Origin of the sequence: Edwardsiella sp. EA181011, from assembly GCF_000800725.1 — a bacterium.
Taxonomy (GTDB): Bacteria; Pseudomonadota; Gammaproteobacteria; order Enterobacterales; family Enterobacteriaceae; genus Edwardsiella; species Edwardsiella anguillarum.
In genome coordinates, this window is sequence record NZ_CP011364.1 from 2,472,125 (window position 1) to 2,496,328 (window position 24,204).

Annotated in this window: 18 protein-coding genes and 4 pseudogenes; 9 read left to right on the forward strand and 13 right to left on the reverse strand. The window is 63.1% G+C overall.

What is annotated here, in order from left to right; translation table 11 throughout:
• Position 1 precedes the first annotated feature (1 nt).
• The gene (gene potB / locus QY76_RS10880) at positions 2-868 is read right to left on the reverse strand and encodes a spermidine/putrescine ABC transporter permease PotB (RefSeq protein WP_034163314.1); all 867 of its coding nucleotides are present in this window, start codon (positions 866-868) and stop codon (positions 2-4) included.
• Entirely contained in the window at positions 852-1,985 is a 1,134-nt protein-coding gene (gene potA, locus QY76_RS10885) for a spermidine/putrescine ABC transporter ATP-binding protein PotA (RefSeq protein ID WP_034163315.1), read from the reverse strand. Before potA ends, potB begins: the two co-directional genes overlap by 17 nt.
• A 363-nt stretch (positions 1,986-2,348) precedes the next feature.
• Between potA and pepT the strand changes: the two genes are divergently transcribed.
• The gene (gene pepT, locus QY76_RS10890; protein ID WP_049648817.1) at positions 2,349-3,587 is read left to right on the forward strand and encodes a peptidase T; all 1,239 of its coding nucleotides are present in this window, start codon (positions 2,349-2,351) and stop codon (positions 3,585-3,587) included.
• Positions 3,588-3,674: 87 nt separating this feature from the next.
• Here the strand turns inward: pepT and QY76_RS10895 are convergent, their stop codons facing one another.
• From QY76_RS10895 to QY76_RS10905, 3 genes are all read right to left on the reverse strand, one after another.
• The gene (locus QY76_RS10895) at positions 3,675-4,268 is read right to left on the reverse strand and encodes an NAD(P)H-dependent oxidoreductase (RefSeq protein WP_045428173.1); all 594 of its coding nucleotides are present in this window, start codon (positions 4,266-4,268) and stop codon (positions 3,675-3,677) included.
• 180 nt (positions 4,269-4,448) lie between these two features.
• Positions 4,449-6,392, reverse strand: coding sequence for an exoribonuclease II (locus QY76_RS10900; protein WP_034163318.1), 1,944 nt, complete (start codon positions 6,390-6,392; stop codon positions 4,449-4,451).
• Positions 6,393-6,526: 134 nt separating this feature from the next.
• A complete protein-coding gene (locus tag QY76_RS10905) occupies positions 6,527-7,987 on the reverse strand; it encodes an AMP nucleosidase (protein WP_034163319.1) in 1,461 nt (486 codons plus the stop codon).
• Positions 7,988-8,184: 197 nt separating this feature from the next.
• On the opposite strand from QY76_RS10905, the pseudogene fabV reads away from it, so the two are divergent.
• Positions 8,185-9,377: pseudogene (gene fabV / locus QY76_RS10910) on the forward strand (enoyl-ACP reductase FabV).
• A 76-nt stretch (positions 9,378-9,453) separates the two neighbouring features.
• On the opposite strand, the gene QY76_RS10915 reads toward fabV, so the two are convergent.
• The 7 genes and pseudogenes from QY76_RS10915 to pspF form a co-directional block, all read right to left on the reverse strand.
• A complete protein-coding gene (locus QY76_RS10915) occupies positions 9,454-10,425 on the reverse strand; it encodes a mechanosensitive ion channel family protein (protein ID WP_045428176.1) in 972 nt (323 codons plus the stop codon).
• Positions 10,426-10,520: 95 nt separating this feature from the next.
• The gene (gene sapF, locus QY76_RS10920) at positions 10,521-11,336 is read right to left on the reverse strand and encodes a putrescine export ABC transporter ATP-binding protein SapF (RefSeq protein WP_095666567.1); all 816 of its coding nucleotides are present in this window, start codon (positions 11,334-11,336) and stop codon (positions 10,521-10,523) included.
• Positions 11,333-12,328 (reverse strand): putrescine export ABC transporter ATP-binding protein SapD, encoded by a 996-nt coding sequence (sapD, locus tag QY76_RS10925; protein ID WP_034163323.1) that lies wholly within the window; start codon positions 12,326-12,328, stop codon positions 11,333-11,335. The genes sapF and sapD overlap by 4 nt, the downstream gene beginning before the upstream one ends.
• Positions 12,328-13,218 (reverse strand): putrescine export ABC transporter permease SapC, encoded by an 891-nt coding sequence (gene sapC, locus QY76_RS10930; RefSeq protein WP_034163324.1) that lies wholly within the window; start codon positions 13,216-13,218, stop codon positions 12,328-12,330. Before sapC ends, sapD begins: the two co-directional genes overlap by 1 nt.
• Entirely contained in the window at positions 13,205-14,170 is a 966-nt protein-coding gene (gene sapB, locus QY76_RS10935; protein WP_045428179.1) for a putrescine export ABC transporter permease SapB, read from the reverse strand. Before sapB ends, sapC begins: the two co-directional genes overlap by 14 nt.
• On the reverse strand, positions 14,167-15,852 hold the full coding sequence (gene sapA, locus QY76_RS10940; protein ID WP_045428183.1) for an ABC transporter substrate-binding protein SapA: 1,686 nt from the start codon (positions 15,850-15,852) through the stop codon (positions 14,167-14,169). Before sapA ends, sapB begins: the two co-directional genes overlap by 4 nt.
• A gap of 402 nt (positions 15,853-16,254) precedes the next feature.
• Positions 16,255-17,267, reverse strand: a pseudogene (gene pspF, locus QY76_RS10945) (phage shock protein operon transcriptional activator).
• Between the two features lie 216 nt (positions 17,268-17,483).
• On the opposite strand from pspF, the gene pspA reads away from it, so the two are divergent.
• The 6 genes and pseudogenes from pspA to QY76_RS10975 all read left to right on the forward strand — a co-directional run bounded on the left by pspA (position 17,484) and on the right by QY76_RS10975 (position 21,302).
• On the forward strand, positions 17,484-18,149 hold the full coding sequence (gene pspA, locus QY76_RS10950) for a phage shock protein PspA (protein WP_034163328.1): 666 nt from the start codon (positions 17,484-17,486) through the stop codon (positions 18,147-18,149).
• A gap of 46 nt (positions 18,150-18,195) precedes the next feature.
• The gene (gene pspB, locus QY76_RS10955) at positions 18,196-18,423 is read left to right on the forward strand and encodes an envelope stress response membrane protein PspB (RefSeq protein ID WP_012848702.1); all 228 of its coding nucleotides are present in this window, start codon (positions 18,196-18,198) and stop codon (positions 18,421-18,423) included.
• Positions 18,423-18,776, forward strand: a complete 354-nt coding sequence (gene pspC, locus QY76_RS10960) for an envelope stress response membrane protein PspC (protein WP_015871156.1) — start codon at positions 18,423-18,425, stop codon at positions 18,774-18,776. Before pspB ends, pspC begins: the two co-directional genes overlap by 1 nt.
• A 36-nt stretch (positions 18,777-18,812) precedes the next feature.
• On the forward strand, positions 18,813-19,076 hold the full coding sequence (locus tag QY76_RS10965) for a hypothetical protein (protein WP_034163329.1): 264 nt from the start codon (positions 18,813-18,815) through the stop codon (positions 19,074-19,076).
• Complete coding sequence (locus QY76_RS10970) at positions 19,073-20,473, forward strand: YcjX family protein (protein ID WP_034163330.1); 1,401 nt, start codon at positions 19,073-19,075, stop codon at positions 20,471-20,473. The genes QY76_RS10965 and QY76_RS10970 overlap by 4 nt, the downstream gene beginning before the upstream one ends.
• Positions 20,470-21,302: pseudogene (locus tag QY76_RS10975) on the forward strand (TIGR01620 family protein). The gene QY76_RS10970 and the pseudogene QY76_RS10975 overlap by 4 nt, the downstream one beginning before the upstream one ends.
• Before the next feature lie 57 nt (positions 21,303-21,359).
• Here QY76_RS10975 and sseA read toward each other — a convergent pair.
• A pseudogene (gene sseA, locus QY76_RS10980) lies at positions 21,360-22,198 on the reverse strand (3-mercaptopyruvate sulfurtransferase).
• A gap of 390 nt (positions 22,199-22,588) precedes the next feature.
• Between sseA and tyrR the strand changes: the two are divergent.
• Positions 22,589-24,172, forward strand: a complete 1,584-nt coding sequence (tyrR, locus tag QY76_RS10985) for a transcriptional regulator TyrR (protein ID WP_034163333.1) — start codon at positions 22,589-22,591, stop codon at positions 24,170-24,172.
• Positions 24,173-24,204 lie beyond the last annotated feature (32 nt).

Below are 24,204 nucleotides of genomic sequence, written 5' to 3' on the forward strand. Positions count from 1 at the left end.
GTCAGTCTGCCAAATCGCTGGCCTTGCGGTTGAGCAGCTTACCGACCCGGTAGTAGATCAGCAGCATTACCCCCATCACCAGCGTCAGGCAGATGCTGGTGGCGGCGCCAAACGGCCAGTCGCGGATATTGAGGAACTGGCTCTTGATGACGTTGCCGATCAGCAGGTTTTTGGCGCCGCCCAGCAGGTCGGCGATGTAGAACATGCCCAGCGACGGCAGCAACACCAGCAGGCAGCCGGCGACGATCCCCGGCATGGTCAGCGGGACGATGATGCGCATGAAGGTCTGTAGCCGGTTGGCGCCCAGGTCGCGCGCCGCCTCCAGCACCGAGCGATCCAGCTTTTCAATGCTGGAGTAGAGCGGCATCACCATAAAGGGCAGCAGAATGTAAATCAGCCCCAGCACCACCGCCGTGGAGGTGTACATCAGCCGCAGCGGCTGATCGATGATGCCGACCCAGAGCAGGAATTCGTTGAGGTAGCCGCGGGTGCTGAGGAACAGCTTCAGCCCGTAAATCCGGATCAGCGAGTTGGTCCAGAATGGGACGATCAGCAGAAACAGCAGCAGCGGACGTACCCGGTGGGGCAGCCGCGCCAGAATAAAGGCAAAGGGATAGCCGATGATCAGACAGCACAGGGTGGCGATCAGCGCCATGTTGAGCGAGTGCAGCAGCACCTCGGCATACAGCGGATCGAACAGCCGGGCGTAGTTGCCCCAGGTGAACACCATCTGTACCAGGTTGGCGTCGTCGCGGGTCAGAAAGCTGGTGCCGATGATCATCAGGTTAGGCAGGAAGACGAACAGCGACAGCCAGCCAACCACCAGTGCGATCACGACATTTTGAAACAGTTTACGCGATTTCTTCATCAGGCAACACCACCTCCCAGCTTTCGACCCAGGTGACCGCGACCTTCTGATCGAGCGAATGGTCTACGTCGGGATCGTCCTCGTTGAAAAACTCGCTGACCATCACCATCTTGCCGTTTTCCAGCTCTACGGTGGACTCCAGGGTCATCCCTTTGTAGTTGCGCTCGCGCACATAGCCGATGATACCGTCGACCTGCTCGCTGTCGCTGATCTCCTCCACGCGCAGGTCTTCCGGCCGCAGCAGCACCTTGAGCCGGTCGCCCTGGCTGACCGGCAGCGCCGGGTTGACGTAGATATCGCACTCGCGCCCCTCTACGTTGGCGCGCACCCGCTGCTCATCGATGCGCTGCAGCACTTCGGCATCGAATATGTTGATTTCGCCGATAAAGCTGGCCACAAACAGGTTTTTCGGCTCCTCATAGATCTCGCGCGGCGAGCCGTCCTGCTCGATACGCCCATCGCGCATCACGATGATGCGGTCGGACATGGTCAGCGCCTCTTCCTGATCGTGGGTGACGAAGATAAAGGTGATTCCCAGCTTGCGCTGCAGCGCTTTCAGCTCGTTCTGCATCTGCTTGCGCAGCTTGTAGTCCAGCGCCGACAGCGACTCGTCCAGCAGCAGCACCCGCGGCTTATTGACCACCGCGCGGGCGATGGCCACCCGCTGCTGCTGGCCGCCGGAGAGCTGATGCGGGCGGCGTTGGGCCAGCTCGTCCAACTGCACCATGCGCAGGGCATCCATGACGCGCGGCGCGATGTCATGGTGTGGGGTTTTCTGCATGCGCAGGCCAAAGGCCACGTTTTCAAAGACGCTCATGTGCGGAAACAGGGCGTAGCTTTGGAAGACGGTATTGACATGGCGCTGCTCGGCTGGCTGGTGGGTGATCTCTTCGCCGTCCAGCGCGACATGGCCGCTGTCGACCTCTTCCAGACCGGCGATCAGACGCAGCACGGTGGTCTTGCCGCAGCCGGAGGGGCCAAGGATGGTGACAAATTCACCGTGATTAATGCTCAGGTCGAGATCGGGAATGATCGCTTTGCCGTCAAAGGATTTGCGGATATGGGTCAGGCATACGACCGGAAGCGCCTGGGCGTCTACAGAGGAAGTTTCAGTCATTTAGTGGTTACTCTATCCCGAGAGATGTTGCAGATAGAACCGCCGCTGAAAAAGACTGCGTGAGCGCACCGGAACTCCCGGCGCTCGAAACCAGCGGCGTCGATCAAATTTTTAGAGCGCGCATGATAGACCCTGCGGACAATAATTGAAAGCTGAGGCGCGCAGAATTCACGGATTTCCTGCGTAAATCCCGGCATTTGCTTCGATTCGTTTACAAATCATTCACCGCTTTCGCTGAATCGGGGCAGAGGTCAGATTTTTTCTGTCAGGAGAAAAGGCAAACCCCGGTAAAAATGACCTGACGCAATATTTCGCCGGAGGTGGCTCCGCATAATGGGGCAACAAGAAGGGAGAAAATACCAAATGAATAACTTACTTGATCGTTTTCTTAACTATGTTTCTTTTGACACACAGTCCAAACCAGGGGTACGTCAGGTCCCGAGTACCGAGGGGCAGTTCAGGCTGGCCCGTGCGCTGCAGAGCGAGCTGCTGGCGCTGGGGCTGGAGCAGGTCACGCTCAGCGAACACGGTTGCGTGATGGCGACGCTGCCCGCCAACGTGGCCTGGCCGGTACCGACCATCGGTTTTATCGCCCATATGGACACGGCGCCGGACGCCAGCGGTAAAAACGTGAATCCGCAGATCGTCGAAAACTACCGCGGTGGCGATATCGCCCTGGGGATCGGCGATGAAATTCTCTCTCCGGTGATGTTTCCGGTGCTGCACCAGCTGCTGGGGCAGACCCTGATCACCACCGACGGTAAAACCCTGCTGGGGGCCGACGATAAATCGGGGATCGCTGAAATTATGACGGCGATGATGCGTCTCAAGCTGGGGAACACCCCCCACGGTGAGATCCGGGTGGCCTTTACCCCGGATGAAGAGGTGGGCAAGGGTGCCCAGCATTTCGACGTCGCGGCCTTTGGTGCGGAGTGGGCCTACACCGTGGATGGCGGCGGCGTGGGCGAGCTGGAGTGCGAAAACTTTAACGCGGCCTCCGTCAACATCAAGATCATCGGCAATAACGTGCATCCAGGTAGTGCCAAGGGGGTGATGGTTAACGCCCTGGGGCTGGCCAACCGCATTCACGCGCTGCTGCCGGCGGCGGAGGTGCCGGAGCAGACCGACGGCTATGAGGGGTTCTACCATCTGGTGTCGATGAAGGGCAGCGTAGAGAAGGCCGAGATGCACTATATCGTGCGCGACTTCAGCCGCGAGGGATTTGAGGCGCGCAAGAAGCACATGATGACGATCGCCAAGCAGGTGGGCCAGGGGATGCATCCGGACTGCTACATTGAGGTGACGCTGGACGACAGCTACTACAATATGCGCGACGAGGTGGCGAAGCATCCGCACATCGTCGCCCTGGCGCGTCAGGCGATGCGCGATCTGGCGATCGAGCCCATCGAACGGCCGATCCGCGGCGGCACTGACGGGGCGCAGCTGTCATTCCGCGGCCTGCCGTGCCCGAACCTGTTTACCGGCGGCTATAACTTCCACGGTAAACATGAGTTTATTACGCTGGAAGGGATGGAGAAGGCGGTATCGGTGATCATGCGTATCGCCGAGCTGACCGCCGAGCGCGCGCGCGTCGCCGAATAACCTAGACCGCTGTACGGCGGCCGGGGATGGCCACCGTATCCGGGGTGTCTCGCGATGGGCGAGACACCCCGTTTTTTTGCGTCGGATTCAGCGGGCGTCGTCGGTAAACAGGCGCGTCAGGTGCTCACGGTAGCGCGCCACGTTGTGCTCGACGTCCGGACGCTTGATGACGTCGGTGCACAGGAAGGTCGGCAGGGGCGCCATTCCGAGGAACTGGTTGGCCTTGTGAAAGTGCAGGTAGACGCCGTCGATTCCCTGGCCGTGGAAGAACTGGGCCGGATCGTCAAAGGCCTCCTGCGGCGCGTTCCAGGTCAGGGAGAGCATATATTTTTTGCCCTGCAGCAGTCCGCCGGAGCCATATTTCTTGCTGGCGTCGGCGCGGGTGCGGCCATCGTTGGTGTACAGACGGCCGTGGCCGGCGGTAAAGACCTCATCAAGGTATTTTTTGACGATCCAGGGTTCCCCCATCCACCATCCCGGCATCTGATAGATGATGCAGTCCGCCCACAGGAGATTCTCCACCTCTTGGGCTATCTGGTATCCCTGGTCGATCGTCGTCGCGCGCAGCGTGTGTCCCAGCGCGCCTAGGCACTCCCGGGCGGTATCGTGCAGCGTGGTGTTCAGCTGGCCGTTAGAGTGGCCGAAGGGTTTCATGCCGTTAAGCAACAGAATATGACTCATGACTGGCTCCAGTGCGCCCGGTGGGCGGCGTTAGGGATACGTAAATCAATGCGTGTAAAACTATCACTGTGATTACTATATTGGAACGCGTCGCGGCGGGAGAGGGCACAAAAAGGGCCGTTGGGCGTCAGGAGATCGCCTAAAAACTGGCCCGCGCGGGGCGGGCCAGAGCCTTCGGCATCAGGCGCTGAAGGGGCGGGCGATCAGGCTGCGGGTATCGAGACGTACCTCGCTCAGGGTCACCGGGATAGTATCGCCCTGGCGGTAGACGACGTTGCCTTTCACCTGAAGGGTGCCGTTCTCCTGGCTGCATACCATCTCGTCGCGCACGGCATGGATAAAGGAGGCCGGAATAAAGGCCACCGCGCCGTTCTCCAGCAGGCGGACGCGCATACCGCCGCGTGAGATATCGATGATCTCGGCGTTGAACGGGGTCGGGGCGTTGACCTTGTCCTTCAGGAAGCGGGCGTACAGCCAGTCGCCGACGTCGCGCTCCGCCATCCGGTTCTGGCGGCGGCGCTCGGCCAGCTGCAGCGTCATCGCTGAGTCCGGCCGCGTCGCCGGCTTACCGGCGATCAGCGCCTTCAGCAGGCGGTGGTTGACCATATCGCCATACTTGCGGATCGGCGAGGTCCAGGTAGCGTAGGCCTCCAGCCCTAGGCCAAAGTGCGGCCCCGGCTCGGTGCTGATTTCGGCAAAGGTCTGGAAGCGGCGGATACGGCTATCCAAGAAGGTGCTCGGCAGCGAGTCGAGATGGCGGCGTAGGGTGCAGAAGCCATCCAGCGTCAGCAGTGCTTCGGCGTTGGCGGCGACGTCGTTGGCGTTCAGTAACGAGACGGCCTGCTCCACCAGCGCCGGATCGAAGCCGGTATGGACGTTGTAGATCCCGAAGCCGAGGCGTTCGCGCAGCACCAGCGCCGCACAGACGTTGGCGGTGATCATGCACTCTTCCACGATACGGTTGGCCACGCGGCGCGGCTCCGCGACGATATCGGTAACGTCGCCGTGATCGTCGAGAACAAAGCGGTAGTCCGGGCGATCGCGGAACACCAGGGCATGCCGTTGACGCCACTGGGTGCGGGCGTTGGCCACGCGGTGCAGCAGTCGGATCTGGGCGGCGATAGCGTCGCTCGGCGGCTGCCAGTCGCCGCAGCCCTCCAGCCAGTCGGAGACCCGATCGTAGACCAGCTTGGCCCTGGACTCGATCCAGCCGCAGAAGAAGCGGATGTCGTCGCGCAGGCCGCCGTCGGCGTCGAGGGTAACCTCGCAGGCCAGCACCGGACGGCGCTGCCCTTCGCGCAGCGAGCACAGGTCGTCAGAGAGATCGCGCGGCAGCATCGGGATGTTAAAGCCCGGGAGATAGGTGGTGAAGGCGCGGTGGCGCGCTTCGGCGTCCAGCGGGCTGTCGGCGCTGACGTAGGCCGTCGGATCGGCGATGGCGATGGTCAGACGCAGGCTGCCGTCGGCGTTCTCGCGCACGTGCAGCGCATCATCCATGTCTTCGGTGCTGGCGCTGTCGATGGTGACAAACGGCAGCGCGCACAGATCTTCGCGCTCCAGCCCCTCTTCCTGCAGGACTCCCGCCTGCCACTGCGGCGCGCTGCGCGCCAGATCGTGGCGGGTCAGGGTCACCCACCAGGGGGCGAAGTGGTCGCCGCCGTCGGTGATGAAGGCGGTGATCTCGGCAAAGAAGCTGCGGTCACCCTTCAGCGGATGGCGGCGCATTTCGGCCAGCACCCAGTCTCCCTGCTTGAAGGCGCGATCCAGACCGCGTGCCGGACGACAGCCGATGGCGTCTTTCAGCAGCGGATGATCCGGGATGATGGACAGGCGTTCATCGTTCTCTTTTTTCTGAATACGCCCGACAAAACGGGTCAGGAACGGCTCCAGCAGCTCTTCCGGCTCGGCGATTTCGCGCTCTTTATCAACCTGAACGGCGGCACGGACGCGGTCGCCGTGCATCACTTTCTTCATTTGCGGCGGCGGAATGAAATAGCTTTTCTGCGCGTCGACCTCTAAAAAGCCAAAGCCTTTGTCGGTTCCCTTGACCACGCCTTCCACGCGGGGAGTCTGCGAGTGAAGTTGCTGTTTTAGCTGGGCAAGCAGCGGGTTGTCCTGAAACATAGTGTGAAATAGTGATTCCGGCTGGTGAGCGATCGTGATGACCAAAAAAAGTGGCTGCCATTGTTACGCAAAGTGGCCCGCCGGGGCAAGCGCGGCAGGCCAGAGAGGCGAATTCAGCTGCGTGGACGCCCACGCTAGCGGAACGGCGGCTCATTGAAGGTGCGCAGCTTGCGGGAGTGCATGCGGTCGCCCTCGGCGCGCAGCAGATCCAGCGCGTAGATCCCGATTTGCAGGTGCTCGGAGATGGCGCCCTGATAGAAGCGGTTGGCCTGGGCGGGCAGCTTGATCTCTCCGTGCAGCGGCTTGTCCGAGACGCACAGCAGGGTGCCATAGGGCACGCGAAAACGGTAGCCCTGGGCGGCGATGGTGGCGCTCTCCATATCGACCGCTACCGCGCGGCTGAGGTTAAAGCGCCGGGCCGAGGCGCTGTAGCGCAGCTCCCAGTTACGGTCGTCGGTGGTTACCACCGTGCCGGTGCGCAGCCGCTGCTTGACCTGTTCGCCGGGCATGCCGCTGATCTGCTTGGTGGCGTCGTACAGCGCCCGCTGCACCTCGGCGATGCTGGGGATCGGGATGTCCGGCGGCAGCACCGCGTCCAGCACATGGTCGTCGCGCAGGTAGGCGTGGGCCAGCACATAGTCGCCGATGGTCTGGCTTTGACGCAGGCCGCCGCAGTGGCCGATCATCAGCCAGGCGTGGGGGCGCAGCACCGCCAGATGGTCGCAGATGGTCTTGGCGTTGGACGGGCCGACGCCGATATTGACCAGGGTGATACCGGTGCCATCGTCGCCGATCAGGTGATAGGCGGGCATCTGATGGTTTTTCCATGCCAGATCGCTGACCAGCTGATCGTCGTCCGCGTTGGCGGCATCGATGTAAATGCCGCCGGCGCCGGAGAGCGCCCGATAGCCGCTGTTGGGGTTGCCTATCTGGCGCCGGGCCCAGCGTACGAACTCATCGACGTAGCGGGTGTAGTTGGTGAACAGAATATAGGGCTGCACGTGCTCGGGCGGGGTGCCGGTGTAGTGGCGCAGGCGGGCCAGAGAGAAGTCGGTGCGCAGGGCGTCAAAGTGGGAGAGTGGGGCATCCTGCCGCCCCAGCAGCGCACCGTCGGCGGTTTCATCGCCGATGCTGGCGAGATCCGGCGTCGGAAAGTGGCGGGCCAGCGCGGCGCTCAGCATGCGGTCAAGCCCCAGCTCGGCGCCGTCGATAACATAGGGGTAGGGGATCTCCTGGTCTGAGGGGTGAACCTCGATGCGGGCGCCATATTCGCGCACCAGCAGGGTCAGTTGCTCCAGCAGATAACCGCGGAACAGCTCCGGCCGGGTGACGGTGGTGACATAGTGGCCGGGATGGTTGAAGCGGCCGTAGGCGCGGGTGCGCTCGCCGGGCTTACCTTCACCGTCCCAGGAGACGTGCAGCGCCGGGTAGACAAAGCACCCGGCGGCGCGCGACGCGGGGTCGGGCACCTCGCCGCGCTCGACAAAGGCGCCGATGGCGTCGCGCAGGGCGCGCACGGCGCCGTCATAGTAAGCGCCCAGGCGATTGATCGCCTGCTCCGGCGTGAGTGGGGTCGCACTGCTGGCTGGACTCATGGCTTCTCCCTGATGGATAACAGTGACGCTGCCGACGCGCGCAGCGATCGGTACTGCAAGCCTAGTCGAGAGCGGCGTCGGGGAAAAGGGGGACACGCGGGACTTTTTCGCCGCGGACAACACATCAGAGCACCCAATTGGGGTACAATGCGCTATCTTATGCCCTGATTTCATCCATAAAACGGATAAGAGACACTATGATTATCAAACCCAAGGTTCGCGGTTTTATCTGCACCACTACCCATCCGGTTGGCTGTGAGGCCAACGTCCGTCGTCAGATCGCCTATACCCAGGCTAAAGGGCCGATTGAGAACGGCCCTAAAAAAGTGCTGGTGATCGGTGCGTCGACCGGTTATGGCCTGGCGTCGCGGATCGCCGCAGCCTTTGGCGCCGGCGCCGCCACCATCGGCGTGTTCTTTGAGAAGCCGGGTACGGAAACCAAGACCGGGAGCGCCGGCTGGTACAACGCCGCCGCGTTTGACAAGGCGGCCAAAGAGGCGGGCCTCTACGCCAAGAGCGTTAACGGCGATGCCTTCTCCAACGAATGCCGCCAGCAGGTGATCGAGCTGATTAAGCAGGATCTGGGGCAGGTGGATCTGGTGGTCTACTCGCTGGCCTCACCGGTGCGCAAGCTGCCGGAGACGGGCGAGGTGGTTCGCTCGGCGCTGAAGCCTATCGGGGAGGTGTATACCACCACCGCCATCGACACCAACAAGGATCAGATCATCTCCGCCAGCGTCGAGCCGGCGACGGAAGAAGAGATCCAGAACACCATCACCGTGATGGGGGGCAGGACTGGGAACTGTGGATGTCCGCGCTGCGTGACGCCGGGGTCCTGGCCGACGGCGCCAAGTCTGTGGCGTACTCCTACATCGGTACCGATCTGACCTGGCCTATCTACTGGCACGGCACGCTGGGCCGCGCGAAGGAAGATCTGGACCGCGCCGCGGCGGGCATCCGCGGCGATCTCGCCGCCCACGGCGGTACGGCCCACGTCGCCGTGCTGAAGTCGGTGGTGACGCAGGCCTCCAGCGCGATCCCGGTGATGCCGCTGTACATCTCGATGTCCTTCAAGATCATGAAGGAAAAGGGCATCCACGAAGGCTGCATGGAGCAGGTTGACCGTATGATGCGCACGCGCCTGTACGGCAGCGACATGGCGCTGGACGATCACGCCCGCATCCGCATGGATGACTGGGAGCTGCGCGACGACGTACAGCAGACCTGCCGCGATCTGTGGCCGTCTATCACCAGCGAGAACCTCAGCCAGCTGACCGACTACAGCGGCTACAAACAGGAGTTTCTGCGCCTGTTCGGCTTCGGTCTGGACGGGGTAGATTACGACGCCGATGTGAATCCGGACGTGCAGTTCGACGTGGTGACGCTGTAACGTACCACCGACGCCAACGTCACATGCTAAAAAGGCCGCGAATGCGGCCTTTTTTGATCGCCCCGAGCGCTGCCGATCAGCAGGTGACCTCCAGCCCCTGCGCGCTGGCGGCGTCGACGGTGTAGACGATCAGGCTCTGCCTGAGCGCCAGATAGACCTCGTAGTCACGGGTGTTGGCGAACAGGCTAATCAGGATCTGGATACCATCCTTGGTAATACTGTGCATATGAATGAAGGTATCCAGCTGTCCGTTGACCCGCGGATCCTGCGCCACTTTATCGCCGATCAGCCCCAGCAGGGCGTTGACCTGCTGTGCATCAAAGCTTTTGACGATCGCCGCCAGCTCGACCTTGCGGTAGTCGCTGCGCCCGGGATTTTCGATCATGATCGATGAAAAGACCGCGTTGGGAATATACAGCGGCTTCTGGTCGAAGGTGACGATCTTGGTGGTGCGCAGGCTGATCTCGGTCACCACGCCTTCGGTATTCTTCTCCGGCAGCCGGATCCAGTCACCGACGTTGAAGGGCCGATCGAAGTAAAGCATCACGCCGGACAGCAGGTTGCTAAGGATGTTGCGGCTGGCGATGCCGATGGCGACGCCGCCGACGCCGCCAAAGGTCAGCAGCCCGGACATATTCAGCCCCAGCTGCTCGCCGAATAGGGTCGCCAATAGGAACAGGGTGATGATGTTAATGGCGCGGATCACCACCAGGGTCTTCGAGCGGTTGATCCCGTTTTTAACCTGTCGGTCGGCGATGATATTGATGGCCGATGAGATGGCCTTAAACAGGACAAAGATGATCAGGATCGTCTGGCAGAAGGAGATATATTTAATCCACGGCCACAGTCCGACCATGACCAGGTATTTTTTGATCCCTTCGCACAGCAGCAGTACCAGCAGCAGCCACAGCAGGGTCTGCGCCACCTGGAGCAGGGCGGTGCCGCGGTTTCCCCGGCACTTGCGCAGGCCATATACCATCGCGCTGAGCAGCAGCAGTACGGCGGCCAGTATCAGATGCGCATGCAGTTTTTCGACAATCAGAGCCACAAGCAGTTTACCTCAAACAGATTCATGGACGCCCGCGGGTCGCGGCGTTCGTCTCCTTCGCTAAGGGGGGGCCGGGCGACGACGCCCGGCGCGGGTTAAAAGCCGCCGCCGTCGCGGCGCCAGGCGTCGGCGGTCAGGGCCTCGCCAAAGTGGCTGGTGATCAGACGCTTGGTCAAATCATGCAGCGGGGCGGCGAGCACCTCGGCGGTGCTGCCGCGCTCGACGACCTCGCCCGCCTGCATTACCAGAACCTGATCGCTGATGTGCTTCATCATGCCGAGGTGCTGAGTGACGTAGATATAGGCGATGCCGTGCGTTTGCTGCAGCTCCAGCATCAGGTTGATGATCTGTGAGCGCATGGACATGTCCAGAGAGGCCAGGGCCTCATCGGCGACGATGACCTTGGGCTGCAGGATCAGCGCGCGCGCCAGGGCGATGCGCTGCAGCTGGCCGGCGGCCAGCATATGCGGATAGTAGTAGGCGTGATCGTTGCGCAGCCCGACCTGACGCAGCGTCTGATTGATCCGCTCCTCGCGCGCCGGGGCATCCAGATCGGTATTCAGCCGCAGCGGTACGTCCAGGATTTGGCCGATGCGCTGACGCGGGTTGAGCGAGGTGGCGGGATCCTGAAAAATCATTCGGATACACTGGCTGCGGTAGCGGTAATCGCCGTAGCGCAGCGGCTGATCGTCGATGACGATCTCGCCGCCGCTCGGTTCGACCATGCCGGCGATCATCTTGGCCAGGGTCGATTTCCCCGAGCCGTTTTCACCGATGATCGCCAGCGTCTGTCCCTCGCGCAGGGTGAAGCTGAGGGGTTTGACCGCATCGACCCGCTGGCGGCGAAACCAGCCGGTGCGGTAGCGGAAGGTCTTTTCCAGGCCGTGGACCTCCAGCAGCGTTTTCATCACTGGGCCTCCTCCGTGTTGAGCGGGAAATGGCAGGCAAAACGGTGGTTTTTCACGCTGCGCAGGGTCGGGGTCTGAATACACTTTTTCTGGGCGTAGGGGCAACGAGGCCCCAGGCGGCAGCCGATCGGCAGATGCTCCAGCGACGGAATGGCGCCGGGCAGGGTATTCAGGCGGCTCTTGGGCGGCAGCGCCCGGCCAAAGTCGGGCATCGCGCGGATCAACGCCTGGGTATAGGGATGGTGCGGCGCGCTGAGGATCTCTTCACAGCTGGCGCTCTCCACCGTCTGCCCGCAGTACATGACGTTAATGCGGTCGGCCCACTTACTCATCGTCTGCAGATCGTGGCTGATCAGCAGAATAGTGGTGTTGTTGTTCTGGTTCATGCGCGCCAGCAGGCGGAAGATCTGCGCCTGGGTGGTCGGCTCCATGGCGTTGGTCGGTTCATCGGCGATCAGCAGACGCGGCTGGTTGGCCAGCGCGATGGCGATCATCACCTTCTGGCATTCGCCCTCCGTCAGCTCGTAGGGTAGGCTGCGCATGGCGTCACGGTGATCTTTGATGCCGACGCGGTGCAGCAGCTCAATGGCGCGGCGGTGGCGCCAGCGAAAGCGCTGCCACCAACGGCCTTTATAGGTCCAGCCGGGGATCGCCTGGATCAGCTGGCGGCCAATGCGCTCGGAGGGGTCGAGACAGGACTGCGGCTCCTGGAAGATCATTGAGACGTTATGGCCGACCAGGCGGCGTCGCTGACGTGGCGACAGGCGCAGCAGGTCGATGTCGTCGAAGCGCATTCGGTCGGCGGTCACCCGCCAGTTCTCCTTGGTTACCCCGCAGATGGCTTTGGCGATCAGGCTCTTGCCGGAGCCGGACTCACCGACCAAGCCGCGGATTTCACCTTCGCTGAGGGTCAGGCTGACGCGGTCGACGGCCTTGACCGGGCCCTCGGGGGTCATGAACTCAATGGTCAGGTTGCGGATATCGAGTAGCGGCATTATTTTACCCCGGCGTTGACGGCGCGACGCAACCCGTCGCCCAGCAGGTTGACCAACAGCACACTGATCATAATGGCGCCGCCCGGCAGCATGACGCTCCAGGGGGCCACGTACAGCAGCTCCAGCGAGTCCCCCAGCATGGCGCCCCACTCCGGCGACGGCAGCTGGGCGCCGAGATCGAGAAAGCCGAGCGCGGCAATATCGATGATCGCCATGGAGAGCGCGCGGGTGAATTCAGAAACCAGCACCCCGGCGATATTGGGCATCACGGCGTCCCACAGAATAAACCAGGTCGAGGCGCCGTCCAGGCGCGCCGCGACCACGTACTCCTTCTCCAGCTCCTCATGCACCGCGCTGTAGACCGCGCGCACGATGCGCGGCAGCAGCGCCAGCCATACCGCCAGCATGGCGTGCTCCAGGCGCGGCCCGATAAAGGCCACCACGATGATCGCCAGCAGCAGCGAGGGAATCGCCAGCAGGGTATCGAGAATATGGTTAAGGATCGCCGATCGCAGTCCGTGCGTGACGCCGGCCAGCACCCCGATCAGCACGCCGCACAGGCTGGCGGCGATGGTGACGGTCAGCGCGGCGCCAAAGGTTGGCGCCGCGCCGCACAGCAGGCGGCTGAGCAGATCACGTCCCAGATCGTCGGTGCCGAGGAAGAAGGAGACGTTGCCATAGCGCGACCAGGAGGGGGGCAGCAGCTGGTAGCCGAGAAACTGCTGATCCAGCCCATAGGGCGCCAACAGGCTGCCAAACAGACACAGCAGCAGCAGCGCGGCGACGCCATACAGGCCGATCATGGCCAGCGAGTCGGCGTGAAAGTGATACCAGGTCTGCCGCAGCGGACTGGGGACCTTTTTCTCGCGGTAGACGTTATCGAAGTGCATACCACTCCTTATGTTTCAGCGGACTGGTGACGGCGCCGATGATATCGCACAGAACGTTGACCACCAGAACCAGCGTGCCGATCACCATGACGCCGGCCGAGATGGCGGCGAAGTCCTGCTGGCGGATGGCGTTGATCAGCCAGCGCCCCAGCCCCGGCCAGCTGAACACCACCTCGGTGATCATCGTCAGGGTCAGCATGGTGGAAAACTGGAGGCCCAACTGGGGAATGATCGGCGGCAGGGCGTTGTGCAGCACGTGGCGGCGAATGATGGTCAGCCGCGATAGGCCGCGGGTTGCCGCTGCTTTGATGTAGTTCTGGCCGACCACGCCGTCGGTGCTGAGGCGCATTAGGCGGATGACTTCGGTCATCGGTACCAGCGCCAGCACGCTGACCGGCAGTACCAGGTGGCGCAGCACGCTGAGCAGCATCTGCCGGCGGTAGGGGGAGTCGGAGAGCCAGGCATCCACCAGGGCAAAGCCGCTGATGTTGGGCACCGGGTAGAGCAGGTCGTAGCGCCCGGAGACCGGCAGCCAGCCCAGGTGCAGGGCAAAAAACAGCATCAGCAGCAGCGCCAGCCAGAATACCGGCATGGAGTAGCCGAGCAGCGCCAGGGTGCTGATGGCGCCGTCCGGCCAGCGTCCGCGCATCATCCCGGCGGCAATGCCCATGGGGATGCCGCAGAACAGCGCCAGCAGGAATCCCAGGATACACAGCTCCAGGGTGGCGGGGACCACCTCACGCAGCTGTCCGACGATGGTCTGCCCGTTGATGCTGGAGACGCCGAAGTCGCCCTGCAACAGGCTGTGCAGGTAAAAGCGATAGGCGTCGGTGAGCGACGCCCCGGAAAGCGGAGCATGGGGCGTGAAGTAGAGCAGGCTGAAGCTGACGAGGGTCAGGAAAAACAGCGTGACCAGCAGCAGCAGCAGGCGCCGCAGGGTAAAAATAATCATGGTTTCTCCTTGTCCTGCGGCATGGGCGTGGGTGCCGGGGGCGGCGGGGGCATATCGCGATAGACCCCGGCGAACGAGGCGTTGCCGAACGGGCTGAGCACTAGCCCTTTGATGTCATGGCGATAGGCCTGCAGGCGCAGCGAGGAGGCCAGCGGCAGGATCGGCAGCTGCTGCTCCAGGATTTTTTGCGCCGCCTGATAGTCGTCAATTCGCTGGGAGAGCTGCTGGGACTGCAGCGCCTGGTGCAGGAGAGTATCGAACGCCGGATCGCACCAGTGGGCCAGGTTGGTCTGGGACTGAATGGCGGCGCAACTGAGCAGCGGCCGGAAGAAGCTGTCCGGATCGTTGCTGTCGGTCGCCCAGCCGGAGAGGGTCATATCATGGCTCATGTCGTTCAGACGGGCCTCCTGAAAGCGCCCCTCCACCGGCACAATGGTGACCTTGATGCCGACCTGGGCCATGTCAGCCTGGATCAGCTCGGCGGTTTTCAGCGGACTGGGGTTATAGGCCTGGGAGGCGGTCGGCACCCACAGCTGCAGGCGCAGGTTGCTGATCCCGGCGGCCTTAAGCATGGCGCGGGCCTTCTCCGGGTTGTAGTCGGTAACGCGCGCGTCGTTGTCGTAGGCCCAGGAGGCGCGCGGCAGCAGGGAGGCCGCCGTCTCCGCCGTACCATAGTAGATGGACTGCATCAGGCGCTGGTTATTGATCGAATAGGCGATGGCGCGGCGGACGTCGACGTTGTCCAGCGGCGGCTTGCGGGTGTTAAACGCCAGATAGGCGACGTTCATCCCCGGGCGCAGGGTGAGGCGCAGGCGCGGATCGTCGCGCAGGATACCCAGTTGGCTGGCCGCGGGATAGGCCAGCACATCGCACTCGCCGGTCAGCAGCTTGGAGATCCGCCCGGTGCCGCCGGCGCCCAGGTCGATGACCACCTGCGCCATGCGCGGCGTCCCTTTCCAGTAGCGGGGGTTACGCGCCAGACGGATAAACTGCCCGGCGCGATACTCCTCCAGCATAAAGGGGCCGGTGCCGACTGGCAGCCGGTCTATCTGCGCCTGGTGGCCGCGCTTGGCCAGCGCCTCGGCGTACTGGGCCGAGAGCACCGGCGCATAGTGGGTCGCCAGGTGCCAGAGGAAAGAGGCGTCGGGCTGCTTCAGGCGAATCTCGATGCTGTTATCGTCCAGCCTGCGGATGCTCTGCACCGCATTGCTGAACTGCAGACTGTCGAAGTAGGGATAGTGACCGCCGTTGACGTCGTGATAGGGGTGCTTGGGATCGAACATGCGCTCGAAGCTGAACAGTACATCGTCGGCGTTCATGTTGCGGGTCGGGGTGAACCAGGCGGTTTTCTGGAACGGGACATCGCGGCGCAGATGCAGAATATAGGTCGCGCCGCCGTCGAGCACCTCCCAGCTTTGAGCCAGCTCGGGGATCAGGCGATAGGTATAGGGATCGACATCCAGCAGCCGGTCGTAGAGCTGGGCCGCCAGGGTATCCACCGTCACGCCGCTGCTGGCCATCTGCGGATTGAACGTATTGACGATCCCGTTGACGCAATAGATAAATCCGCTCTGGCGGATATCCGGCACAGCGGGGGCAGGCTGCGGCGCCGGTTTCTCGGCCGCCGTGACCGCTGCCGACAGGAGCAGCAGCGGAATAAACAGTGTTTTCAGAGCGCGCATAGGGGTTTCAACAGGTTGTTGGCTGTGCTGCCGGGCGGCACAGGTAGGGACGCCCGGCACGCTGCCGGCGTCGGAACCATAACACGACGGAGCAGCGGCAGTTCATTGAACGATAGCCTAGTGTAACGTACATTGCCGGCCGGCCCAATCGCTGGCGCCGCCGATGCGGATTATTTGCTCTGTGATTAAACAATTGGCGCCGTGCGACGCCGGTTGGGCGCGGTTTTTATCGTCGGAGGCAAAAAAACTTTGCAAACGATATTGATAAACATTATCATTCAAATCGCACCTCAATGGTCTGTTTAACAGGCGCCTGCGAGGAGCACGACATTGCTCACATTGCTTACAGTTTCATTTTAATGCCAGCGCGGGTGCTGGCTTTTTTTTATCCCGTCGTCGGCCTCATTCGCGCGGTGCCATTGCCGCGGTATCGTCGGCCGTCTGCGGTGGTATCGCCGCGATCCCCTGCTTTTTCATAATGCCGCGCAGCTGATGGTAGGTGATGCCGAGCAGGTCGGCGGCGCGCCGCTGGTTATAGTGCGCCTGACGCAGCGCGTGTCGCAGCAGGCGGCACTCCTGCTCGCCCTGCCAGGCGCGCAGATCCAGCGGCAGCGCGGCAACCCTCTCATCGTCCGCGGCGACGTCGGGGGGGGGAAGGGATTAAGCACGATGTTCTCCAGCGCGCCCTCGCCGTCGCCGTGGCGAAACACAGAGCGCTCCACCACGTTTTTCAGCTCGCGGATGTTGCCGGGCCAGCGGTAGTCGAGCAGCGTACGCTGCGCGCGGGCGCTGAAGCCACCGAACAGCGCTCGCCCCAGCTCTCGGCACATCTGCATGGCGAAGTGCTCCGCCAGCGGCAGGATGTCAGCCCGGCGCCGGCGCAGCGGCGGCAGGGCGATGACCTCAAACGCCAGACGATCCAGCAGATCGGCGCGAAACTGCCCCGCGGCGGCCAGCGCCGGCAGATCGGCGTTGGTGGCACAGACCAGGCGTACGTCCACCTGCAGCGACTGGCTGCCGCCGACGCGCTCCAGATGGCCATACTCGATGACTCGCAGCAGCTTTTCCTGGATCAGCATCGGCGCGGTGGCCAGCTCATCGAGAAACAGGGTGCCGCCGTCGGCGCGCTCAAAGCGCCCTAGATGACGACGCTGGGCGCCGGTGAAGGCGCCGGCCTCATGGCCGAACAGTTCGGAGTCCAGCAGGGTCTCGCTGAGCGCGGCGCAGTTCAGGGAGATAAACGGTCCCTGCCAGCGCGGCGAAAGATAGTGCAGACGCTGGGCGATCAGCTCCTTACCGGTGCCGCGTTCGCCGAGGATCAGCAGCGGCTTGTTCAATTGAGCCAGGCGTGAGGTCTGCTCCAGCACCTCCAGAAACGCGTTGTCTTCGCCCAGCAGGGTATCGCGATCGGCCATCTCTCACCTTAATGTGGTTATTTTCACTATCTTTTAGTAAAACTCATCACTTCTTTTTCTGCAATCCTCCGAAGGGAATATAATTAACATTTTGAATTGTAATGATTATTCGCCACGGCGTAGACTTGGCATGGCTCTTGTATATATCAACGTACACCGTGGCGGCCGCGGGTATAGCACGGCGGCCGCAATACTGACTGAGCTGAGGATAACATCATGGGTATTTTTTCGCGTTTTGCCGATATCGTAAATGCCAATATCAACACGCTGTTGGATAAGGCCGAAGATCCGCAGAAGCTGGTGCGCCTGATGATCCAGGAGATGGAGGATACGCTGGTCGAGGTACGTTCCACCTCCGCCCGCGCGCTGGCGGAGAAGAAACAGCTGCTGCGCCGCATCGAACAGGCATCATTACAGTGTCACGAATGGCAGGAGAAAGCAGAGCTGGCCCTGCGTAAAGAGAAAGAGGATCTGGCGCGGGCGGCGCTGATCGAAAAACAGCGCGTCGCCGACCTGTTGCTGACGCTGCGGCATGAGGTGGAGAGCATTGATGAGACCCTTGAGCGAATGAAGCGTGAAATCAGCGAGCTGGAGAGTAAACTGAGTGAAACCCGCGCCCGCCAGCAGGCGCTGGCGCTGCGCCAGCAGGCCGCTGCCTCCTCGCGCGATGTTCGCCGTCAGCTGGACAGCGGCAAGCTGGATGAGGCGATGGCGCGCTTCGAGCAGTTTGAGCGCCGCATCGATCAGATGGAGGCCGAGGCCGAGAGCGTGGGGCTGGGCAAAAAGAAGAGCCTGGATCAGGAGTTTGCTGAATTAAAGGCCGATGATGAAATCAGTCGTCAGCTGAGTGAAATGAAGGCCCGTCTGCAGCGCGGCGAATAGGCGCGCCGCGGTTCGGCGCACTGACCCATCCATCCAAGGAGCATCTATGGGCTATCTGTTTCTCGCCATTCCATTGACTCTGTTCGTGCTGTTTGTCCTGCCTATCTGGCTGTGGCTGCACTACGGCAACCGCCAGCGCAGCGACAGCGTGCTGCAGGCGCAGGAGCAGCAGCGCCTGACTCAGCTGAGCGAGGAGGCGCAGCGGATGCGCCAGCGTATCGGCGCCCTGGAGGCGATTCTGGATGCGGAGCATCCCAGCTGGAGGGACGCCTGATGAGCCCGTCGTTGTCTCCGCGTCGTTTGTACCGCCTGCCTCAGCGCGGGGTGTTCAAGGGGGTCTGCGCCGGGATCGCCGACTACTTTGATGTTCCGGTTGCTCTGGTGCGGGCGATGGCGGTCGTGTCGATCTTCTGCGGCCTGTTTGTCATTACGCTGGCGGCGTACCTGATCCTGGCCTTTACGCTGCCGGTGGCACAGGGCGAACGGCCGCCCGAGGCGCCGGGCGTGCGGGCGCAGCTGGCGCGCACCGCCGGGGAGCTGGAGGCGTGCGAACAGCGGCTGCGTCGTCTGGAGCGCTATGTGACCTCGCCGGCGTTTAGCCTGAACCGGCGCTTCCGTCAGCTATAGCCCTATCAGCGCCGCCGGATACCCGAGGAGAGGCATATGACCTTCTTTCGTCAGGCGCGCCGCGCCGGACCGCTGTGCGCCGCACTGCTGCGTCACGCCGCACCGCTGCTGCTGTGCGCCGCCCCGGCGGGCATCGCCGGCGGCGTCACCCGCTATGTCGCCTGGCGCCCGCTGCGTCTGATCCTGCGCTGGACGCTGGCGTCCGCGCTGCGCCGCAGCGTACGCTATGTGACGGCGCACCATTTTCAGCAGGGTGTCCGGCGCGATGCGTCAGCCGGACAACGGCAAGGAGAGATATGAAGAAGAGGCTACAGCACGATATCAACGCGTTGGTTAATCGCGGCCTGGATCGCCATCTGTGTCTGGCGGTCACCGGCCTGAGCCGCAGCGGCAAGACGGCGTTCATTACGTCGCTGGTCAATCAGCTGCTGCATCTCCACAGCGGCGCGCGCCTGCCGCTGTTTTCCGCGGCGCGCGAGGAGCGGATCCTGGGGGTAAAACGGGTGCCGCAGCGTGAGCTGGGGGTGGCCCGTTTCACCTATGACGAAGGGATGGCCCAGCTGTACGGCGAGCCGCCCGACTGGCCCACGCCGACCCGCGGCGTCAGCGAAATCCGTCTGGCGCTGCGCTATCGCAGTCGGGAGTCGCTGCTGCGCCACTTCAAAGAGACCTCGACGCTGTACCTGGAGATCGTGGACTACCCCGGCGAATGGCTGCTGGATCTGCCGATGCTCGATCAGCGCTATCTGGCGTGGTCGCGCCAGATGAATGGTCTGCTGCAGGGTGAGCGGCGGACGCTGGCCGAGCCGTTTCTGCGCCTGTGCGCCGCCTGCGATCCGCTGGCGGCGGCGGACGAGCGCCAGCTGGCGGCCATCGCGCAGGCCTATACCGACTATCTGCTGCAGTGCAAACAGCGCGGCCTGCATTTTATTCAGCCGGGCCGCTTTGTGCTGCCGGGGGATATGGCCGGCGCGCCTGCGCTGCAGTTTTTCCCCTGGCCGGGGCTGGATGAGGCGGGTGAGGCCCGCCTGGCCAGCGCCGATCGGCACAGCAATATTGGCATGCTGCGCCAGCGCTACGACTATTACTGCCGCGAAGTGGTGAAGGGGTTTTACCGTCGGCACTTCGCACGCTTCGACCGCCAGATTGTCCTGGTGGACTGCCTGCAGCCCCTCAACAGCGGGCCGCAGACGTTTAATGATATGCGGCTGGCCCTCAGCCAGCTGATGCAGAGCTTTAACTACGGTAAGCGCACGCTGTACCGCCGCCTGTTCTCGCCCTGTATCGATCGGCTGATGTTTGCCGCCAGCAAGGCCGACCATGTGACCGCCGATCAGCACGCCAACCTGGTCTCGCTGCTGCAGCAGCTGGTGCAGGATGCCTGGCAAAACGCCGCCTTTGAGGGGATCAGCATGGACTGCGCCGGCATCGCGGCGATCCAGGCGACTCAGAGCGGCGTGGTGGATCACCAGGGGCAGACGATCCCGGCCCTGCGCGGGGAGCGCTTGAGCGATGGCGCGGCGCTGACGGTGTATCCGGGCGAGGTGCCGGCGCGTCTGCCGCAGGCCGCATTCTGGCAGCAGCAGGGGTTTCATTTTGAACAGTTCCGGCCGCAGCGCACGGCGGTGGATACGCCGCTGCCGCATATCCGTATGGACAGCGTGATGGAATTTTTGCTGGGAGATAAATTACGGTGAACGATCCGATTAAACCGCGCATCGATTTCGATGCGTCGCTGAGCGCGGAGCCGACGCCGTCGCTGCAGCCGGGCATGGCATTCGACGCGCATCAGGCCGAGGCATTTACGCCATCGGCGCCGCCAGAGACCGAGGCGGAGCAGGATGAGGGGCGGTTGGAAGGGATGGTCAGCATGGCCCTGCGTCCGCGTCGCAGCCTGTGGCGGCGTATCGCGGCGGGCGGGCATTCTGCGAGCGCCTGCTGCGCCAGGCCGGGCTGGATGGCAGCCACCCGGCGGTGCAGCGCTGGCAGGCGGCGCTGCACGAGACCCACAGCGACCGCGAGGTGGTCTCCCTGTACGCCACGCTGGTACAGCCGGTGCTGGACAGCCAGGCGCGGCGGGAGATCAGCCGCTACGCCGCCGAGTCGACCCTGATGATCGCCGTCAGTCCACTGGCGCTGGTGGATATGGCCTTTATCGCCTGGCGCAATCTGCGCCTGATCAATCGCATCGCCGCGCTGTACGGCATTGAGCTGGGCTATTACAGCCGCCTGCGCCTGTTCCGCCTGGTGCTGCTGAACATCGCCTTTGCCGGTGCGTCGGAGCTGGTGCGGGAGGTGGGCATGGACTGGGTCTCCCAGGATCTGGCGGCCCGGCTGTCGGCGCGGGCGGCGCAGGGGATCGGCGCGGGGCTGCTGACCGCGCGGCTGGGGATCAAGGCGATGGAGCTGTGCCGTCCGCTGCCGTGGATCGGCGACGATCGCCCGCGTCTGGGTGATTTTCGCCGAGAGCTGATAGCCCAGCTGCGGCGGACGCTACCTGCGGCAAAGGCAGAGCGCAGAACCTAGCCCGCCGCGGGGCTGTGCCCCGGCGGGCTCCGGCTGACCCTCGTCAGCATAGCCGGGTTATCGCGCAATGGGCAGCGTATCGTCTGCCCCCCATTCGCTCCAGGCGCCGTCGTACAGCGCCGTCTCCTCAATGCCCAGCGCCGCCAGCGCCAGCAGCAGCACCGCGGCGGTGACGCCGGAGCCACAGCTGGCGATAATCGGGCGCTGCAGGTCAATACCGGCCTGCCTGAACAGCGTCCGCAACTCTTCCGGCGTCTTGAGGGCGCCGTCCCGCACGACGCTGTCCCACGGCAGGTTATGGCTGCCGGGAATGTGGCCGCTGCGCAGGCCGAGGCGTGGCTCCGGCGCCGCGCCGCGGAAGCGGGCGGCGGCCCGGGCATCGATGAGTTGTGTATGGCTATCCCCCAGCGCGTCCAACACCTGCGCGGCGCTGCGCAGGCGGCGGGTATCCAACTGAGCAGGGAAGTGACCCTGCGGGGTGATGGCCTGCGCCGCCGGCCGCAGAGGAAGTCCCAGACGTTGCCAGGCAGCCAGCCCACCGGCGAGCAGCGAGACACGCTGCGCGCCGAAGGCCCGCAGCATCCACCAGGCGCGCGGAGCGCTGAACAGCGTACCGTCATCGTAGATCACCAGATGGCGCCGGCTGTCGACGCCCAGCGCCCGCATGGCGGCGCCAAAATCGGCGGCGGACGGCAGCATGTGGGGCAGCGGACTGGCGTGGTCGGACAGGGCATCGATATCAAAGCGCAGGGCGCCGGGGAGGCGCTCCGGCTCGACGCGGGCGACGGGATCGGTGCGCGGCCCCGGGGGGCCAGACGGGCGTCGAGCAGCTGAATATCCTGATCCGCCAGGTGGGCGGCCAGCCACTGCGGGGTGACAAACAGAGAGGATGACATGGTAGCTCCGGATGCGTGGCAAAGGGGATCCGATTGTATACCGCAACCTTGGCGCAGGGTATGGCCATGCGCATGGATGCATGACCTATGCCAGCCTTCCGCGATCTTCGGCTAAAATGTATGATAAATGTGTGGTAAGATGCTGTACGCGTTGGCTTACGCCCATGGCAGCCCGACGTCTGCGGCGTCCACACCCGCGATGGGGCGCTCGACGTAGGTCAACGGCGCTCATCAACCGATGAAAATCGGGGAAGATGACTGGCATATAACAGAAAAATCTGTCAACTTTGGGTGACAGGTAATAGCTTCAGCCGCTGTGCTGGTGGTTTGGGCAAACAACGGCTGTTTTTCGCGTACACACGCAGCATAAGCAGAGTAAGGTCAAAACTAATGCGTCTGGAAGTTTTTTGTGAAGATCGTATCGGTCTAACGCGTGAACTGCTGGATCTTCTCGCCGCCCGAAATATTGATCTGCGCGGTATTGAGATTGATACCATCGGGCGAATTTATCTGAACTTCAATGAGCTGGATTTTGAGGTGTTCCGTCAGCTGATGGCGGAGATCCGCCGCATCAGCGGGGTAACCGACGTCCGGACCGTGCCGTTTATGCCCTCCGAGCGTGAGCACCGGGCCATGTGGGCGCTGCTGGAGTCGCTGCCGGAGCCGGTCTTCTCCATCGACATGAAGGGCAAGGTCGAGCTGGCCAACCAGGCGGCGCTCTCCCTGTTTGCCACCAGCGAGGAGAAAATCTGCCACCAGACCGCGGCGACGCTGATCGGCGGCTACAACTTTATGCGCTGGCTGGAGGACGATGACGTCGCGCCGCACAGCGAGAAGGTGGTGATCCGTGGTCAGGATTACCTGATGGATATCATGCCCATCTATTTGGATGACAGCAAACAGACGCACCGCACCCCGGTTGGCGCGGTGGTGGTGCTGAAGTCGGCGGTGCGCATGGGGCGCCAGCTGCAGAATCTGGCGGTTAACGACAACAGCGAGTTCGACCATATCATCGGCGTCAGCTCCAAGATGCGTCAGTTGCTGGAGCAGGCGCGTAAGCTGGCGATGCTGGATGCGCCGCTGCTGCTGGTCGGCGAGACCGGCACCGGCAAGGATGTGCTGGCTCGCGCCTGCCATCTGCGCAGCCCGCGCGGCAAAAAGCCGTTCCTGGCTCTGAACTGCGCTGCGCTGCCCGACGAAGTGGCGGAGAGTGAACTGTTCGGCCATGCGCCGGGAGCCTATCCCAACGCGCTGGAAGGCAAGAAGGGCTTCTTTGAGCAGGCCAACGGCGGCACCGTACTGCTGGATGAGATCGGCGAGATGTCGCCGCGCATGCAGGCCAAGTTGCTGCGCTTCCTCAATGATGGCACCTTCCGCCGCGTCGGCGAGGAGCACGAGGTGCGCGTCGACGTGAGGGTGATCTGCGCGACCCAGAAGAACCTGATCGATCTGGTGCAGCGGGGGCTGTTCCGCGAGGATCTCTACTATCGCCTCAACGTATTAACCCTCAACCTGCCGCCGCTGCGCGAACGCACGCAGGATATCATGCCGCTGACGGAGCTGTTTGTCGCGCGCTTTGCCGACGAGCAGGGGATGCCGCGGCCTAAGCTGGCGCCGGAGCTGAGCGCGTTTCTCAGCCAGTATGGCTGGCCGGGCAACGTTCGTCAGCTGAAGAACGCCGTGTACCGTGCCCTGACGCAGCTACAGGGCTACGAGCTGCGCCCGCAGGACATTGTGCTGCCGGAGTTTGAGGCTGAGATGGCGCTGGGCGACGAGGTGCTGGACGGTTCGTTGGATGAGATTTGCAAGCGCTTTGAACGCTCGGTGCTGACCCGCCTGTACCGTAACTACCCGAGCACCCGTAAGCTGGCAAAACGGCTGGGCGTTTCCCATACCGCCATCGCCAACAAGCTGCGCGAATACGGGCTAAGCAGCCGCCGTCACCAAGAGGCCGATCCCCACCAGGGGGAGTAAAGGGCGTTCGACGCCGTAGCGCGGCCCGCACT